Here is a 16,037-nt window from a genome sequence, read left to right as displayed (position 1 = left end):
AGCGACGAACCCGTTTAATAATTAAAACCAGGTAGTACCAGTTCTCCATTAGTCCTTTGGGAGAAGATAGGTCGCGATGTCTGACTGAATTTTAATTGCAATCAGCAATGATTTATAATTATACTATGTGGTCTGATTAAGGTCAACTGGTTCCCGAGTTGCATCACAATTCATGGTACCAAAGGAGACATAACCCAGGAGCAACAATCACGTAAAAGCTACATAAACTTTGATTTTTAAGTTTGAGTAGCTTCGCTATCGGGCCCCTTAGTTGAGTTCTGCATATAAAATATAGACAACGTGAAGGTACTCCCTTGCTGTAATCCATCTGATTGTACAGAAATCTCTCCGCCTATTTCTTGTGCTAATAAAGCACAATTATGTAAGCCGTAACCATGACCTTCATTTTTTGTAGTAAATCCAAAAGAAAAAATCTTCTTTAAATTTTCTTTAGCAATTCCAATACCATTATCTCTCACAATAATTTGAATACCGAGAGCATCATTTAAAGATATCGCCTCAATAATTAATCTCTTTTCTTGTAGATCATTATCAGTTAAGGCATCAATTGCATTTTTAATTAAGTTAATTAAAATTTGTTGAATTTTTGTTTTTATCGATAAAAATTCAGGAATATGATTGTATCGGCGATCTACATTAATAGATAATTTGCGCAGTCTATTGGCATATAAAAGAAGTATATCTTCAATTAATTCTTCTAATTCAATGGCTTCAACAACATGTCTATTTGGCTGACCCGAAATTTGTTGTGCTGCAATGACTTGATTGACATGGGTTAAGTTCTTATCAAGATGACTCAGTTCCTCTTGTGTTAAGGATTGTTCATGCTCTAACTGCTTAATTAGCCCCTTAAAAAAAGGAACAAATAATTTACCGCGCTCATCTTGTTCAAGATAATGATCGAAGTTACTTTTATTTTGTTCAATGATAGTTAACAGTTTAGGTAATTGGCTTAAAGAAGATTTTTTACTGTTTTCTGAAAGTAATGCCACCGATGTATTGATACTGTTCAAAACATTACCAACGTTGTGTAGGATACTGGTTGCAATCTCAGCAACGCCAGCTGAACGAGATGTTTCTATTAATTTTGTCTTGGCTTTGCTCAGCTTGATTAACATTTCATTTAAATGAGTTTGTAACTGACCAATTTCATCTTTAGTAAGAATAGGTAAGAGGGGGGTCAAATTTCCATAATCAATTTTACCTGCAAAGTCACTAAGCTGAATAATAGGTCTTGAAATAATTTTCATAAGAAACAAACTTAGAGCAAAAGTAATTAAGACAATTAGACCGTTTAACAGTATCAGCAAGTTTTTTAACTCAACCGCTTTTTTAATTGTTTTTATCCTTTCTTCATCTAAAATGGTTGTTTCTTGTAGCAGCAAATTTTTGATAAACTTATTCAGATTAAACTCCGCCGATTTAAGTTCCCTGGTTTTTTTTTCCAACTCTGGCAAAGTTAGTCCTCTTTCCTTAGCAGAAAATACATCTAAAGCTTTTAAAATGACGTTATCTCGTAATTGATCTAATATTTGTGCATTTTTATTGACTGTGGACAGGTGATGTTTTTGATATAATTTTTGTTGCTCGCCCAACTCCCCTAGAAAAGCTAATAATTCGTCTTTTCTCGCATCATTTCTAGTTGAGGTATTGCCATTAGCTGTTTCATTCAGTAATTGAAAATTAGAATCATTAATGAATAAATGAATGCGGGTTGTTAAATTCTGCATACTTAATAACGCTTCTAATCGCGGAACAGTACCATCAACAATACTCAAAAAATCTTGTTTAACAAGTAAATAGCGATTCAATAAGTAAATATTTACTGGAATAAAAAGGAGTGCCACAATCAGCATACTGAGTAATATTTTATAGCGAATACTCATTTTTTATCTAATTCTAAAGCAAAAGGGGGCTGAGCTTGAATAACAGTATTCCCTACTTTTCTCCCCAAAATTAACCCCTCTTTAGCATCAACGGGAAAATGAATGCCACCCCAAACGCGGCTTGAACTCGCTTCATCAGCTTTTTCCCACCAGTTTTGCGTATTTTTAGGAAAAAAATAAGACAAAATGACTGCAGCTGTTGCCGATATAGTGGAGTGGCCTGCTGGATAACTTGGATGATTAGGTGTAGGCATTACGGTATATATATTTGGATTTAACATAAATGGGCGCTTTATCCAATAGGTATATTTTGAATAAAACACGGCGATGACTGAATCGGCAATGCCCATAGCTAATACAGATCGAACAAATAATGCTTTTGAGAACGAAACGTGCTCTTCTTCAATATATTCATTAGCAAATGTTAACCAGATACCTGGAGGTGTTATTGTTGAGGGGTTACCTGCCCAAAATACAACTGCTTTTGTTTGGTTGGGAGTAATATTTTGTAATGCCTGTTCGGTTTGTCTGAGTTCGTCCTGCCATAATTGAGCATTGGGTTTTGGTGCTAAAAATTGCTGCGGTGAGTCGATTATCCATGGTTTCCAAGAGCCAACCTCTTGTCCAAAATACGGTTTACTACCAGCCCAATGATCACCACCTGGTTTTTCTGCAGATAATTTTTGCTGTTTCGTGTCTAATATCATGTGCAATTTTATTTTCTTTAGGACAATTTTTGCAAGCTCGTTTGAATAAGGGTCTGTTTTAACTTGGAATTTAATGTGCGGGCAATTTTTTGGAAAAAACAGACATAGAACCTCAGCAGAGATAGGATCAAGGCTGCCCATAAAACGATGTTTATTGTTATGAGACAAGAACGCAGCATCACGCTGAGCGGTGTAGAGATAAGCATATATTCGCGAAGCTGTTGCATCGCCTAATTTATGGGATTTGACTAGGTCAAACATTATACCATCCCATTTTTTTGTAGTATGTGCTGTCATTTTTTGACTGGAATGTAAATTATTTAAGGCCGCTTGCTCACCTTTATAAGTAAAATAAGTGGGTAAACTCGTTATTTTAGGCGTAGTAAATGCATATATTCCTACCAATATAGAAATAATTAAAAGGATAATAATTACCATCCATAGCTTTCGCATGTTATTCCTTCCTTAAATTTTTTAATATATTGTCAACTGCCGAAGGATTTTTTAATAACTTCGTTAACTCTTCAGCCGGCAGAGGTTTACTAAAATATAAACCCTGTATTTGTGTACAATCGTTCTCTTTTAGAAAATCAAGTTGTTTTTGGGTTTCTACGCCTTCTGCAATGACTTCTAAATTTAAACTATGAGCCATAGCAATAATGGCATGAATAATGACTTCGTTGCTGCGATTGCATTGGATATTATGAATAAATGAACTGTCAATTTTTAATCGGTTTAATGAAAGACTCGGTAAGCGGCGTAAATTAGAGTAGCCTGTACCAAAACCATCTAGCGCAATTTCAATGCCAAACGCTTTTAAAACACTAATTTTTTCTATAATAGTATCGCTAATGATTGTACTCTCACTTATTTCCAACTCTAAGTATTGTGGGGCTAATTCTGTTTCTGAGAGAATATTTTTTATTTTTTCAACGAAATCACTTTGGGCTAATTGCTGAGCCGATATATTAACAGATAGCCGTAGTGGTGGTATGCCCTGTTCCTGCCATCTTTTATTTTGTAAGCAAGCTTCCTTTATGACCCAATCCCCTATAGAAATCATTAAACCTATTCGTTCGGCAAGCGGAATAAAATCAATAGGCAATAACAGTCCTCTTTGAGGATGATTCCAGCGGATTAATGCTTCAACAGCTTCTAACCGGCGATTTTGAATATGGAGTTGCGGCTGATACCATATAGAGAATTCTTGATTAGCTACTGCCTGGTATAATTGAGATTCAAGTTCAAGCTGCTCCAGGATTTTTTCATTCATCTGCTGTGAATAAAATTGAAATTGAGCTCCCCCTAATTTCTTGGCATGATACATTGCCGCATCTGCGTTACCTAAAAGTACATCTATATCTGTTCCATCCTGAGGATAAATAGCTATTCCCATGCTACTGGTCAGATTAAAAGTATGATCCGCAATGATTAAAGGCTCTTTGAAAGTATTAAGAATTTTATTAGCCACTGTTTGTATGTAATTTAAATCTTTTAATTCAGTAACAATCAATACAAATTCATCACCACCTAATCTGGATAGGGTATCAAAAGCACGCACCGCGTGTAACAACCGCTTGGCTATACACACCAGCAATTCGTCACCTGCAGTATGACCTAAGCTATCATTTACTAGCTTGAAGCGATCTAAATCAAAAAATAAAACAGCAAAACCGATATGGTGGCGTTTATGCGCTGCAATAGCTTGTTGCATCCTGTCGTATAACAGCACTCTATTTGCTAATCCTGTTAGCGCATCGTGTGTCACTTGATATTTTAATTCTTCGGTACGTTGTTCAACTGCCAGTTCTAGTGATTTAGTATAAATGCGAGATTCACGTATAAGTTTCCATTTCCGAGTCAAAGCATAGGCTAATTGTCTAACTGCAATATGATCAAAGGGCTTTTTTAAAATGAGAAAATTATCGCTGTGACCTAATTCTGCAATAGTATCTTCCCAGCTGTAATCGGAATATGCGGTACAAATCACTGCATGAACATCGATATCAATTGCCCAAATATTTTTAACCGTTTCAATACCATCCCACCCCGGAGGCATACGGATATCCACAAAGGCTAAAGCATAAGGTTCGTTTTCCTCTATTGCTTTGGCAATAAGAGCCACGCCTTCTTGCCCTTGTGTTGCTGTATCGATTCTAAATTGAGGTAAAGCAGGATTATTATTCTCAACAGTTGGTGTATCAAATAATTTTTGTGCAATATCATCCAGCTCCGTGCTGGCGTTGATTGTTAAAATCTTTAAAAAATCTTTATGAATTTCAATATTATCGTCAATGATGAGAATGCGAAAATCGTATTTGTGTTCATCCATAGTATCTGCTCAATTCATTTTTTTTAATTATAGACTAGATCTATGCAGATCCTGACTGGTAATGCTAGCAGCGAATGCTATCAGGTTGTTCATGTAGTACTTTAGTTAAATGGTTTCCTCAGGGTTTGAAATGCTCCTATTCGTTATTCTTCAGATGGGTACTGTTTATATAAAGCAGCTAAAGTATTCAAATAATGTTGTTCGTCAGGAGGGACGTTATTTTTTTGAGCAAGCCATAAGCATTCAGCCAACTGATCCATGATTAAATGTTCAACTGTTAATGAGTCAGTATATTTGCTCACTAAGTTTTTGTAGATCGTATTAATTCCGGCAGGACGGTTTGTTGCTACTTGTTCTCTGACTGCAAGATGTAGCCCCATATGAAGAAAAGGGTTTGTTTCACCTAGTTCAGGATAATAGGTATGTTGTTGAAATTTATTGGTATTTTCAATAATCATATGGTATTCAGGATGGGCCAGTATCACTTGGACAATTTCATTTTCTAAGGGCAATAGTGGTTTCTTGTGTTGATATTTATCCCAACTGGTGAAAAACAATTGCCTTGTATCTTGGATAGTATCCCCGTAAAACATAATTACCTGACATCATAAATAAAAGCAGTGTAACCGAAGAAAATTAGAACAACAATCTACTATGTGTAAATAGTCCATCTGCAATTATCTCCGGATATAAAAAAATATCTATCATGCACAAAGGCAAATATGGTAAAAATGTTGACACTGATGGGTAACTTATGAGATATTGGCTTTGCGAGGTTGGACTTGCTATGTGTCATTCCACTGGGTCAATTGGCGACACACTGATTGGCCCTTTCTATTTTAATCTATTTTAATCTCGAGCCAGGTTACTATTGTCTCTATCTACAATTGATATAAATTTACTTGTATGATTCGTTGAATCAATATAGATGTTGTGGATTTATAAAATAATCATGACGATTAAAAAGTAAAGTTTATATCGTACTCAACGCTAGTCGAATGCCTATAAAAGCCATCAATAAACCACTGAATAATTCAATGCTTTGCCATATCTTTGCTTTAGTTAAAATATTTGCAAAGTAACGTGTAGTAAAAAATAAAGAACTGAACCAGAGCAGGCTTGAAGTAATGACGCCCAGTAAAAAAACAAGTTGATGATCTGGAAATTGGCTGCTTCCACTGCCAATAATAACCAGAGTATCAATAATGGCGTGAGGATTTAGCAAACTAAACCCCAACGCAAAAAGAATAACCTGGATTCTATTATGGGGTTGATGGGAAGGGGCTGCTTCGGGCTGCTCCCCCGAAAAAGCGCTACGCAAAGTTTTTATCGCGTAATAGAGCAGAAATGCAGAGCCTAACAAAACCATCCAGATTTTCAGAGCAGGATGCTTTAACAGGAGTTGATGTAACCCGGCCACACTGGCTCCGACTAAAATAATGTCACAAATAAAACAGATTGCTGCAGATAAAGCAGCATGATTTCTTCTTGCACCTTGCTTAATAATAAAGATGTTTTGTGGGCCTAAAGCCATTATTAAGGATAAGCCAAGAATCAGTCCATTAAAGTAGATAGGCATAAAAAAACGAATCAAATGAGCTAAGCGTTAAGGATAACATATATAAACCAGTATGGCATTAATGTGACATATAGAACATACTTTATTCATTAGTTGTCGCCATTAGTTAGATATCCACAAAAAATACTTAACTTAGTTCAACTAAGATTTGTCCATTTTCAATTTGTGTAGGATAAACTTTAAGGTTTTTTTCCTTACTAATTTTACCCAATAGGTTGCCTACAACAGGAGGCCATGTGGACCAGCATAAACTCTCACCATTAGTTAAATTAAATTCGCTCTTGTGAAATGGGCATATTATGGAGCCATTGTCGGTAATTTTCCCTTTCGCTAAAGGTAATTTTAAATGAGGACACTGAGATTCAATAGCATAGACCTGTTCCTTATGCCAAATGAAGAGTATTTTTTTACCATCAATAAGGGTTACATATCTGTTTTCTTGCTGTAACTTCGTTAATTCAACTGCAGGTGTGAACGCCATGGTTATCTCTCTTGAACTGATTAGAAGTGCATTATATCAGCGATAGTTTTAATCTGTTAGGAATAATTTTCATAGTCGTTGCCCTCCGGATAAAGCATATTTACCAAAACGGTATATTTATAAGTAAAACCTTGAATAACATTGCAACTTATCTATTGTGGAGTATAAAATGTGACAATTATTCTGTCTCCTCAAGAGAAAAGTAAAAAATAAGAACAAATAGGAGGGAGCGTGGGCTCTTTGTTAAGAAAAAAGTTGATTGTCACCGTCGCTTTGGCAATGCTCAGTGTTATTAGTCAAACTTTATATGCTGAAAACGTGAGCACCAAGCCCGTTGAACCAGCCGTCAATACCAATTCTCCAATGAGTCCTCATACGACTCCTGTAACGCCAACCTATCCTCCTACGGCTGCTGTAAAAGGGATACCGCCAGAATTGATTCAGCGTGGAGAGTATTTGGCAAAGATGGGTGACTGTATAGCCTGCCATACTGACTTGAAAAGTGGTACACCTGCTTATGCTGGAGGATTGCCTATAGCCACTCCTTTTGGAACATTTTATAGTCCTAACATTACACCGGATAAAGAGACTGGAATAGGTAACTGGACAGAGCAAGATTTTATCAGGGCACTTAAAGAGGGGCGCGATCCACAAGGAAGAAATTATTTCCCAGTATTTCCATATATCTACTTTTCTAAAATTACTGATGATGATGCGCGTGCTTTATACGCCTATTTTATGAGTATTCCTCCTGTAAAATTAAAGAACAAATCCTTGCCATTCCCTTTTGGGGTACCTGGTGCCCGATTTACTCTATGGGGGTGGAACTTGCTATTCTTCTTCCCCGAAAATACCGAAATAAAATATGAGGCGGATCAATCTCCTGAGTGGAACCGTGGAAAATATATCGTTGATGGATTAGGGCATTGCAGCATGTGCCATACGCCACTTAATGTCTTTGGTGGACCAAAAACTCAATATTATCTAACTGGAGCTTTTGTTGATGGGTACTGGGCCCCCAATATCACCAAATTTGGCCTGGAACCCGCAACTCATGAGCAAATTGCTAATGTATTCAAAAATAGTGAGTTACTGAATAATGCTGGACCGGTAGCGGGACCCATGGCGGAAGTAAATCGTGACAGTTTAAGCCACTTAAATGATGCTGATTTGCTTGCTATTGCAACCTATATCAAGACTGTTACGACTCCAGATCCTTTAGCAATTGAACCCTCAAATAAGGCTCCTTCGTTGTCTCGCGGCAGACAGGTTTATACTAAAGTTTGCGTCATTTGCCATCAAAATGGCGAAATGAGTGCGCCACTCATCGGTAATTCAGCAAACTGGTATATGCGTCTCAAAAGCAGCGGTCTAACCGGATTATATCGGCATGTGATTCATGGATTTAACTCCATGCCAATTAAAGGAGCCTGTGTCACCTGTTCTGATAACGATATTATTTCTGCCGTAGACTACATTCTTAACGAGTCGCTGACTCGTTCTCAATGGAGAGACCTATCGTCAGGAGGCGAAGTAAAATTCCCTGCCAGTGGTATTAATATTTATAATGAAAATTGTGCTGTTTGCCATAATGAGGGTAAATCTGGCAGTGCGCCCAAGATTGGTGATAAAGCGGTATGGAAGCCTTTAATTGCCAAAAATATGGATGTCTTGATCGAAAATACAATTAAGGGAAAAGACCATCCAAAAAATGGAGGCTGTGATAAATGTACTACTAATGAAATCATTGAAGCCATTAAGTACATAATAAATAAGTCTAAAACTGAAGGAAATTACTCCTTGTGGTAAAAACATAAAATTATTCAATCGATTAAACATGAGTCAGGTTGACCTGACTTCTTGAAGAGAAGAGGGATTGGGATGTTAAACAGGTTAAAGATCTGTAAATTAGTGGTAATCCTTTGTGCTTTGTTTGCCACACAATCAGTGCTGGCTGCTGCGGATTACTGGCAGTTAAATATGCATAAAGGAGTAACTCCTTTAAGTAAGGATATGTACTATCTGCACATGGTCGGTATGGTGGTATGTGCCATTATAGGTATTGTTGTGTTTGGTGTGATGATTTATTCCCTAGTGCATCATAGAAAATCCAAAGGATATAAACCCGCAACATTTCACGATAACCCAAGATTGGAAATTGTCTGGTCTATTATCCCCTTCTTAATCCTGGTAGGGCTCGCTGTACCTGCGACCAGAGTATTGATTCGTATGGATGATAGCAACCAATCTGAAGTCACTATCAAAATAGTGGGCCACCAATGGCGATGGCAATACCAATATTTGAATGAGGGGATCAGTTTTTTTAGCAATCTATCGACCCCTTATGCTCAAATTCAAAATAAACAGGAAAAAGGTCCGTGGTATTTACTGGAGGTAGATAAACCTTTGGTTCTGCCAGTTAATAAAAAAATTCGTTTTCTGGTGACCTCAAACGATGTGATTCATTCCTGGTGGGTTCCGGAATTAGGAATTAAACGTGATGCAATTCCAGGATTCATGTATGAAGCTTGGGCAAACATTGAAAAACCGGGTATATATCGAGGCCAATGTGCTGAGCTTTGCGGAATTAATCATGGATTTATGCCTATAGTGGTAGAGGCAGTAAGCCAGGATGAGTTTGAGCAATGGGTTGCCCATCAAACGAAACCGGATGAACAAATTGGACAATCAGAACGCCTGCCAGTCACCCCAAAAATATTGACCCGTTATGACTTGATGAGCCTAGGTAAACAGAAATATGAACAATTGTGCATTGCCTGCCATAAGGCAGATGGTATGGGCCTTCCACCCATGTATCCTGCGCTTAGAAGCAGTTCTGTAGCAGTGGGCAGACCTATCTCCCGTCATATCGATTTAATCCTTAATGGAATCCCCGGATCTGCAATGCAAGCCTATAAAGATCAATTAACAGATGAGGAAATTGCAGCAATTACGACTTATGAGCGTAATGCCTGGGGCAATGATACAGAAGATGAGATTCAACCTGAGGAGGTTGCTGCTTTGAGACAAAGTACGAATCAACAACCAACCCTGGTTAATAAAGTTAAAGCTGGAGGTTTGCAATGAATCACGCATTATCACATACAGACGAGTCCCATGATGATCATGGTCCGGAACAAGGTAAAGGTTTTTGGGGCTTTGCAAAGCGTTGGCTATTTACAACGAACCATAAAGACATTGGAAGCCTTTACTTATGGTTAGCAATGATCAGTTTCTTCGTAGCTGGAGCTATGGCTTTAGTCATCCGAGTTGAGCTATTTCAACCAGGGCATCGCTTTATCGATCCTAACTTCTTTAATCAGATGACTACCCTGCATGGGTTGGTGATGCTCTTTGGCGTGGTGATGCCTGCATTTACCGGGATGGCCAATTGGCAGATACCTATGATGATAGGTGCTCCTGATATGGCGTTACCACGCCTAAACAACTGGAGCTTCTGGATTTTACCTTTTGCATTTTGCCTGTTGTTTTCGACTATGTTTCATGCAGGTGGAGGTCCAAACTTTGGTTGGACTATGTATGCACCGTTGTCAACGACCTATGCTCCACCCAGCACTGATTTTATGATTTTTTCTATTCATATGATGGGACTTTCATCCATTATGGGTTCAATTAATATCATTGCGACCATACTCAATCTAAGAGCCCCTGGCATGACGTTAATGAAAATGCCCATGTTCGTATGGACTTGGCTTATCACTGCTTTTTTACTGATTGCCATTATGCCGGTACTAGCGGGTGCAGTAACCATGATGTTAGCTGATAGACATTTTGGTACCAGTTTCTTTAATGCAGCTGGGGGCGGTGATCCTATATTGTTCCAGCATATATTCTGGTTCTTCGGCCATCCTGAAGTGTATGTTTTAGTTCTTCCTGCATTCGGAGTTATTTCAGAAATCATTCCTACTTTTTGCCGCAAACCGCTATTTGGTTATCATTTTATGGTTTATGCGACTGTTAGTATCGCTATCCTGTCGTTTGTTGTATGGGTGCATCATATGTTTACAACGGGAGTACCGCTTGGCGCTGAGTTGTTCTTCATGTACACCACGATGTTGATTGCCGTACCTACCGGGATTAAAGTATTTAACTGGGTAAGTACTATGTTTAAAGGTGCTATGACCTTTGAAACCCCAATGTTATTTGCTGTGGCTTTTGTGTTTTTATTTACCATTGGTGGTTTTACAGGTTTGATGCTTGCTCTGGTTCCTGCAGATTATCAATATCAAGACAGTTATTTTGTAGTTGGCCATTTCCATTATGTACTCGTTCCCGGGGTTATATTTTCCCTAATGGCAGCGACCTATTACTGGTTGCCTAAATGGACTGGACATATGTACAGCGAAACAGTGGGCAAATGGCATTTTTGGTTATCGGTTATCTCCGTAAACATCACTTTCTTCCCCATGCATTTTTTAGGCCTTGCTGGAATGCCACGAAGAATTCCTGATTATGCCTTACAATTTACAAATTTTAACGTGATGATATCGATAGGTGCCTTTATCTTTGGCTTTTCGCAGCTCTTGTTTTTATATAATGTAATAGCAACCGTAAGAAAAAGAGGAACAAACAAAGATTTGGTAACAGATAAGGTTTGGGAAGGATCACATGGTCTTGAGTGGACCTTACCTTCACCCCCACCCTATCACACCTTCACAACGCCACCTGTTATTGACTAAAGGCGGAAGTTGATGAGTATTGAAAAAAAACAGCAGAAACTGCTACTTATATTGTCACTGATTGTACTGGGAATGTTTGCTTTCGGCTTTGCATTAGTTCCCATTTACAATAGCTTGTGTAAGACTTTAGGTATTAATGGTAAAACGAATCCTGAGGCCATTGCGTATGACGCAAGCAAAGTTACTGTTGCGGCAGATCGAGAGGTTATGGTTGAGTTTGTTGCGACTAACAATAGTGGCGTCCCTTGGGCTTTTTATCCAAAAACCAAAAAAATCAAGGTACATCCTGGTGAAATCGTTAAGTTGGCATTTTATGCCGAAAATAAAACGGACCATCGCATGACAGTTCAAGCCATTCCCAGCGTGACACCAGGAATAGCAGCCAAGTATTTAAAAAAAACCGAGTGCTTTTGTTTTACTCAACAAACATTAAATGGGCATGAAGCAATGAATATGCCTTTATTATTTCACCTGGATACGGCTTTGCCAGCAAACGTAAATACCGTAACCTTGTCTTATACCTTATTTGATGTGAGCAGCAGAGTAAGTAATTAAAGCAACGAGCTGAATGTATTATTGACACAGGAGATTAAAACACAATGGGAGCGCAAGGTACTTATTATGTCCCCAAGCCTAGTCATTGGCCTTTGGTTGGATCATTGGGATTAACCACTACGTTAGTAGGGGCTGCTTCCTGGCTTCATAATGACTGGTATGGACCTTATATTTTTACATTAGGTCTATGTATTCTTATCGGCATGATGTTTGGCTGGTTTGGCCAGGTTATTTATGAAAATGGTAAAGGTCTATATGATCTTCAGGTCGATAAATCATTTCGCTGGGGAATGTGCTGGTTTATTTTTTCTGAAGTTTGTTTTTTCGGGGCTTTTTTTGGTGCCCTGTTTTTCAGCCGATTTTGGTCGATACCCCTATTGGGCGGGGAAATTCATCCCATGACTCACATCACCTTATGGCCTGAATTTAAAGCGGCGTGGCCTTTATTAGATAATCCAAATAATCAGGTTTTTGCCGGCGCTCATGAGGCTATGGGCGCATGGGGCTTAGCTGCGATCAATACCGTGATCTTATTGACATCAGGGGTCACCATTACTTGGGCACACTGGGCTTTAAAATTAAATAAACGCACTCAATTATTAGTTGGTATGTCATTAACTATTGCCTTGGGGGTGCTTTTTTTGACTTTACAAGCCTATGAGTATCATGAAGCTTATATTGATATGAACCTAACCCTTGCGGCAGGCATCTATGGTACGACTTTTTTTATGCTCACAGGTTTTCACGGATTGCATGTTACCCTTGGTACAATCATGCTGATCGTTATTTTAATTCGTTGCAAACGCGGTCATTTTACTCCTGAGCGGCATTTTGCATTTGAAGGTGTGGCTTGGTACTGGCATTTTGTAGATGTGGTCTGGCTGTTCTTATTTCTATTTGTATATTGGCTATAATTATTTTTTACAGCCGGGTATTGATAATTAATCCTGGCTGAAATTGAATCTTCTCTATATCCATTTTGTAGGTAAAGCAATATTGAGCAAAATTAATTTCCCGTATGGTTGCATTGCCCCGAAAATATTTAGCAAAAAATAATACCTGGGTTTCTTTTTCTAAATATTCAGAGCTGCTTAATTCTAACTCAGTTTCAGATAAACTGATCATTTGGCATTCATACTTATTCTCACCAATTTTGATAGTTACCATCACAGGTTGAACCGGTTGAATTAACACGACAACCTCCGCGATCTAATTACAACTATAAGCTCTCTTAATTTCACTATTCTATTGGAGAGTTAAATTATCCCTAATTTAAAGAAGAATCTAATTAGTTTTAATCTATCCCTTTATATAATTCTAGCTCAAGAATGACTAATTAGTTTCAGGAGAAAGATTTAAGTGCAAGGAAATACACTTTTTTGAGTGAAATTCTGCGGGTTTAAAAGATTCAACAAGCTAGCAAAAACAAATTGATCAAGAGAAAAATTGTTAACTATTAAAAGCTCATAGTAGAGCTGCAATTGTCCAAAACTTCTTCTTCATCGGGGTATTCACTTGCATCACTGTCATTCGCTAAAGAGTTTTGGTTATCTGAAACAGATATACGCTCTCGTTCAATATTGTTAAGACAAATATAAGCTTTAGCATCTTCACTATCAGGCTTTAGGATGTCCTTTCTGGAATCTGTAGTGATTTTTAAAATAAGGGCGGGTTGATTATGACTTTGCTGAATTCGTTGTTGATAATCTATTGCAATTTTAAAATCCTCAGTAAGATGAATCGATGGTGGTTTGTCGTGTTGCATCGCCTTTTCTGAACCATATATTTTTTTATAATCGATATCGTAATCTAAACCGAAGGGATTTGTTCCACGCTGTGATATTAATAAGCCTCTTTCAAGAATAGAGGCAACATTAGCTTCTGCTGTTGCATGATAAAATGTATGAGTGAAACGAACTTCTTTTATTTTATATTTCATTGGGTTTAACTCATTTATATGGTTTATATTTGATCTTAGTGTGCAATTATACATGCATAATGTGCACATGTACACATGCATAGTGCTTACGATTGGATTCACATTAAATGCAACCCATGATTCAATCAAGCTGATTTTGTCGTCATTTCGAGTATTGGAGAGATCTATAGCTGATGCCTGGATGACCTGATTAATTCATTAGTTGGTCAATAATCTTCTGTAAGATATCAGTATTATCATAATGAATAACAAGTGATCCTTTGCCAGCCTTTCCTGGTTTTAATCTTACTTTAGTTTGGAGCTGTTGCGCCAAAGTACTTAATTTATCGTGATAAAGAGGGGTTGGTTCCTCATCAGGCGATTCTTCAATTCTACCCGCTTTTACCCGTTCTACTAATTTTTCGGTTTCACGAACTGACAGATTCTTGGCTATAACTAACAAGGCTACCTGGCTTTGTTGCTCCTCTTCGAGCATCAGCAGCGCCCGAGCATGCCCCATATCCAAATCACCGTGCTCCAGAAGTTTTTTTACCGCTGGTGCCAAGGTAAGCAAGCGTAAGAAATTGCTTACAGCGGTTCTGGATTTACAAAGAAGATCAGCAACCTGTTGATGAGTCAGCGCAAATTCACTGGTAAGGCGGTGCATGGCACGTGCTTGATCCATGGCATTTAAATCTTCTCGCTGCAAATTTTCAACCAAGGCCATGGCCATCGCTGTTTCATCATCAACTTGTTTTACAATTACCGGGACTTCGGTAAGACCTGCCATTTGACTGGCCCGCCAGCGCCGTTCACCAGCTATGATTTCATAGCGGCCACTGTCTAGCTCCCTTACTAAAAGAGGCTGTAACAAACCTTGTTTTTTGATGGATTGGGCAAGCTCATGTAAAGGGGCCTCCTCCATTTCACCACGCGGTTGGTATTTGCCTGGCTGCAAACAACCAACAGCTAAATTAAGAGGATCTGTCTGAGGTTTTTCATTTAATAAAGTACTGCCAGATTGACTCAATAAGGCGGATAAATTACGGCCTAAACCACTGCGTTTTACTGTCATAATTACCCCTAATTAGCCTGCTACTGTTTGTTTACTGATTACTTCAGAAGCCAGCACCATATAAGCGGCGGCACCTGGTGATGTTTTATCATAATGCAAAGCCGGTAATCCATGGCTGGGCGCTTCAGCCAGTCTGACATTCCGGGGTATCACTGTTCGATATACTTTTGCCGGGAAATGCTCTAACAGTTGTTTGGATACATCCGCACACAGCCGGTTTCGGGCATCGTACATGGTGCGTAGAACCCCTTCAATAGTTAAACGCGGATTCACTGAGGATTTAACCTGTTCGATGGTCGATAAGAGGGCCGCCAAACCTTCCAGGGCATAGTACTCACACTGCATGGGAATTAAAACGGAGTCAGCAGCAACAAAAGCGTTAATGGTCAGAGTGTTTAACGCCGGAGGGCAATCAACCAGAATAAAATCATAGATATTTTGTAATGGCTGCAGCGCCTTATATAAAAAAGTTTCGCGATGATTGCGTTCCATCAAACTGACTTCGGCAACAGTCAAATCGCTATTTCCGGGGATCAAATCATAGCCGCAGGTGGTGGAAAGACAAGCCTGTTCAGCAAGGCAATCACGAAGTAACACATCGTTGGTAGTATGTACCAGTTGATTTTTATCAACCCCACTACCCATTGTTGCATTGCCTTGGGGATCTAAATCAATGAGCAATACTCGTTGACGATTTGCTGCAAGGGATGCAGCTAAATTAATGGCAGTAGTGGTTTTGCCCACGCCCCCTTTTTGATTAGCAATGGCTATGACTTTCGCCAT

General features: G+C 38.5%; 15 protein-coding genes. 5 read left to right on the top strand and 10 right to left on the bottom strand.

What is annotated here, in order from left to right; genetic code table 11:
- Positions 1 to 236: 236 nt before the first annotated feature.
- From HRS36_RS17075 to HRS36_RS17050, 6 genes are all read right to left on the bottom strand, one after another.
- Entirely contained in the window at positions 237 to 1,907 is a 1,671-nt protein-coding gene (locus HRS36_RS17075; protein ID WP_173238284.1) for a sensor histidine kinase, read from the bottom strand.
- Positions 1,904 to 3,052 (bottom strand): vanadium-dependent haloperoxidase, encoded by a 1,149-nt coding sequence (locus HRS36_RS17070; RefSeq protein WP_173238283.1) that lies wholly within the window; start codon positions 3,050 to 3,052, stop codon positions 1,904 to 1,906. Before HRS36_RS17070 ends, HRS36_RS17075 begins: the two co-directional genes overlap by 4 nt.
- Positions 3,053 to 3,068: 16 nt before the next feature.
- Positions 3,069 to 4,946: a putative bifunctional diguanylate cyclase/phosphodiesterase gene (locus HRS36_RS17065; protein ID WP_173238282.1), complete on the bottom strand. Its 1,878-nt coding sequence runs from the start codon at positions 4,944 to 4,946 to the stop codon at positions 3,069 to 3,071.
- Positions 4,947 to 5,089: 143 nt separating this feature from the next.
- Positions 5,090 to 5,539 carry a DUF1841 family protein gene (locus HRS36_RS17060; protein WP_173238281.1) on the bottom strand — a complete coding sequence of 150 codons (450 nt, stop codon included), beginning with the start codon at positions 5,537 to 5,539 and terminating at the stop codon, positions 5,090 to 5,092.
- Between the two features lie 380 nt (positions 5,540 to 5,919).
- Complete coding sequence (locus HRS36_RS17055) at positions 5,920 to 6,525, bottom strand: LysE/ArgO family amino acid transporter (protein ID WP_173238280.1); 606 nt, start codon at positions 6,523 to 6,525, stop codon at positions 5,920 to 5,922.
- A gap of 127 nt (positions 6,526 to 6,652) precedes the next feature.
- Complete coding sequence (locus HRS36_RS17050) at positions 6,653 to 7,006, bottom strand: Rieske (2Fe-2S) protein (protein ID WP_173238279.1); 354 nt, start codon at positions 7,004 to 7,006, stop codon at positions 6,653 to 6,655.
- A gap of 363 nt (positions 7,007 to 7,369) precedes the next feature.
- Between HRS36_RS17050 and HRS36_RS17045 the strand changes: the two genes are divergently transcribed.
- From HRS36_RS17045 to HRS36_RS17025, 5 genes are all read left to right on the top strand, one after another.
- Positions 7,370 to 8,815, top strand: coding sequence for a c-type cytochrome (locus HRS36_RS17045; protein ID WP_420814339.1), 1,446 nt, complete (start codon positions 7,370 to 7,372; stop codon positions 8,813 to 8,815).
- A 72-nt stretch (positions 8,816 to 8,887) separates the two neighbouring features.
- A complete protein-coding gene (gene coxB, locus HRS36_RS17040) occupies positions 8,888 to 10,093 on the top strand; it encodes a cytochrome c oxidase subunit II (protein ID WP_173238277.1) in 1,206 nt (401 codons plus the stop codon).
- Positions 10,090 to 11,706, top strand: a complete 1,617-nt coding sequence (gene ctaD, locus HRS36_RS17035; RefSeq protein WP_173238276.1) for a cytochrome c oxidase subunit I — start codon at positions 10,090 to 10,092, stop codon at positions 11,704 to 11,706. Before coxB ends, ctaD begins: the two co-directional genes overlap by 4 nt.
- Positions 11,707 to 11,718: 12 nt before the next feature.
- Complete coding sequence (locus HRS36_RS17030) at positions 11,719 to 12,261, top strand: cytochrome c oxidase assembly protein (protein WP_173238275.1); 543 nt, start codon at positions 11,719 to 11,721, stop codon at positions 12,259 to 12,261.
- A 44-nt stretch (positions 12,262 to 12,305) separates the two neighbouring features.
- A complete protein-coding gene (locus tag HRS36_RS17025) occupies positions 12,306 to 13,175 on the top strand; it encodes a cytochrome c oxidase subunit 3 (protein WP_173238274.1) in 870 nt (289 codons plus the stop codon).
- A gap of 7 nt (positions 13,176 to 13,182) precedes the next feature.
- On the opposite strand, the gene HRS36_RS17020 is transcribed toward HRS36_RS17025, so the two are convergent.
- The 4 genes from HRS36_RS17020 to HRS36_RS17005 all read right to left on the bottom strand — a co-directional run bounded on the left by HRS36_RS17020 (position 13,183) and on the right by HRS36_RS17005 (position 16,037).
- Positions 13,183 to 13,455: a hypothetical protein gene (locus HRS36_RS17020; RefSeq protein ID WP_173238273.1), complete on the bottom strand. Its 273-nt coding sequence runs from the start codon at positions 13,453 to 13,455 to the stop codon at positions 13,183 to 13,185.
- Positions 13,456 to 13,717: 262 nt separating this feature from the next.
- Positions 13,718 to 14,200, bottom strand: coding sequence for an RNA 2'-phosphotransferase family protein (locus HRS36_RS17015; protein WP_173238272.1), 483 nt, complete (start codon positions 14,198 to 14,200; stop codon positions 13,718 to 13,720).
- A 190-nt stretch (positions 14,201 to 14,390) separates the two neighbouring features.
- Positions 14,391 to 15,254 carry a ParB/RepB/Spo0J family partition protein gene (locus HRS36_RS17010; RefSeq protein ID WP_173238271.1) on the bottom strand — a complete coding sequence of 288 codons (864 nt, stop codon included), beginning with the start codon at positions 15,252 to 15,254 and terminating at the stop codon, positions 14,391 to 14,393.
- Positions 15,255 to 15,266: 12 nt separating this feature from the next.
- Positions 15,267 to 16,037, bottom strand: coding sequence for a ParA family protein (locus HRS36_RS17005; RefSeq protein ID WP_173238270.1), 771 nt, complete (start codon positions 16,035 to 16,037; stop codon positions 15,267 to 15,269).

The sequence above is a fragment of the Legionella antarctica genome, from assembly GCF_011764505.1.
Classification (GTDB): domain Bacteria; phylum Pseudomonadota; class Gammaproteobacteria; order Legionellales; family Legionellaceae; genus Legionella; species Legionella antarctica.
Note: the sequence above shows the minus strand (reverse complement) of the source record. Positions and strands in the feature narration are given on the sequence as shown.

Excerpts from the sequence above, each read along its gene's own strand:
- HRS36_RS17075 (WP_173238284.1), bottom strand. The coding sequence starts at position 1,907 with ATGAGTATTCGCTATAAAATATTACTCAGTATGCTGATTGTGGCACTC.
- HRS36_RS17070 (WP_173238283.1), bottom strand. The coding sequence starts at position 3,052 with ATGGTAATTATTATCCTTTTAATTATTTCTATATTGGTAGGAATATAT.
- HRS36_RS17065 (WP_173238282.1), bottom strand. The coding sequence starts at position 4,946 with ATGGATGAACACAAATACGATTTTCGCATTCTCATCATTGACGATAAT.
- HRS36_RS17060 (WP_173238281.1), bottom strand. The coding sequence starts at position 5,539 with ATGTTTTACGGGGATACTATCCAAGATACAAGGCAATTGTTTTTCACC.
- HRS36_RS17055 (WP_173238280.1), bottom strand. The coding sequence starts at position 6,525 with ATGCCTATCTACTTTAATGGACTGATTCTTGGCTTATCCTTAATAATG.
- HRS36_RS17050 (WP_173238279.1), bottom strand. The coding sequence starts at position 7,006 with ATGGCGTTCACACCTGCAGTTGAATTAACGAAGTTACAGCAAGAAAAC.
- HRS36_RS17045 (WP_420814339.1), top strand. The coding sequence starts at position 7,370 with ATGAGTCCTCATACGACTCCTGTAACGCCAACCTATCCTCCTACGGCT.
- coxB (WP_173238277.1), top strand. The coding sequence starts at position 8,888 with ATGTTAAACAGGTTAAAGATCTGTAAATTAGTGGTAATCCTTTGTGCT.
- ctaD (WP_173238276.1), top strand. The coding sequence starts at position 10,090 with ATGAATCACGCATTATCACATACAGACGAGTCCCATGATGATCATGGT.
- HRS36_RS17030 (WP_173238275.1), top strand. The coding sequence starts at position 11,719 with ATGAGTATTGAAAAAAAACAGCAGAAACTGCTACTTATATTGTCACTG.
- HRS36_RS17025 (WP_173238274.1), top strand. The coding sequence starts at position 12,306 with ATGGGAGCGCAAGGTACTTATTATGTCCCCAAGCCTAGTCATTGGCCT.
- HRS36_RS17015 (WP_173238272.1), bottom strand. The coding sequence starts at position 14,200 with ATGAAATATAAAATAAAAGAAGTTCGTTTCACTCATACATTTTATCAT.
- HRS36_RS17010 (WP_173238271.1), bottom strand. The coding sequence starts at position 15,254 with ATGACAGTAAAACGCAGTGGTTTAGGCCGTAATTTATCCGCCTTATTG.
- HRS36_RS17005 (WP_173238270.1), bottom strand. The coding sequence starts at position 16,037 with ATGGCGAAAGTCATAGCCATTGCTAATCAAAAAGGGGGCGTGGGCAAA.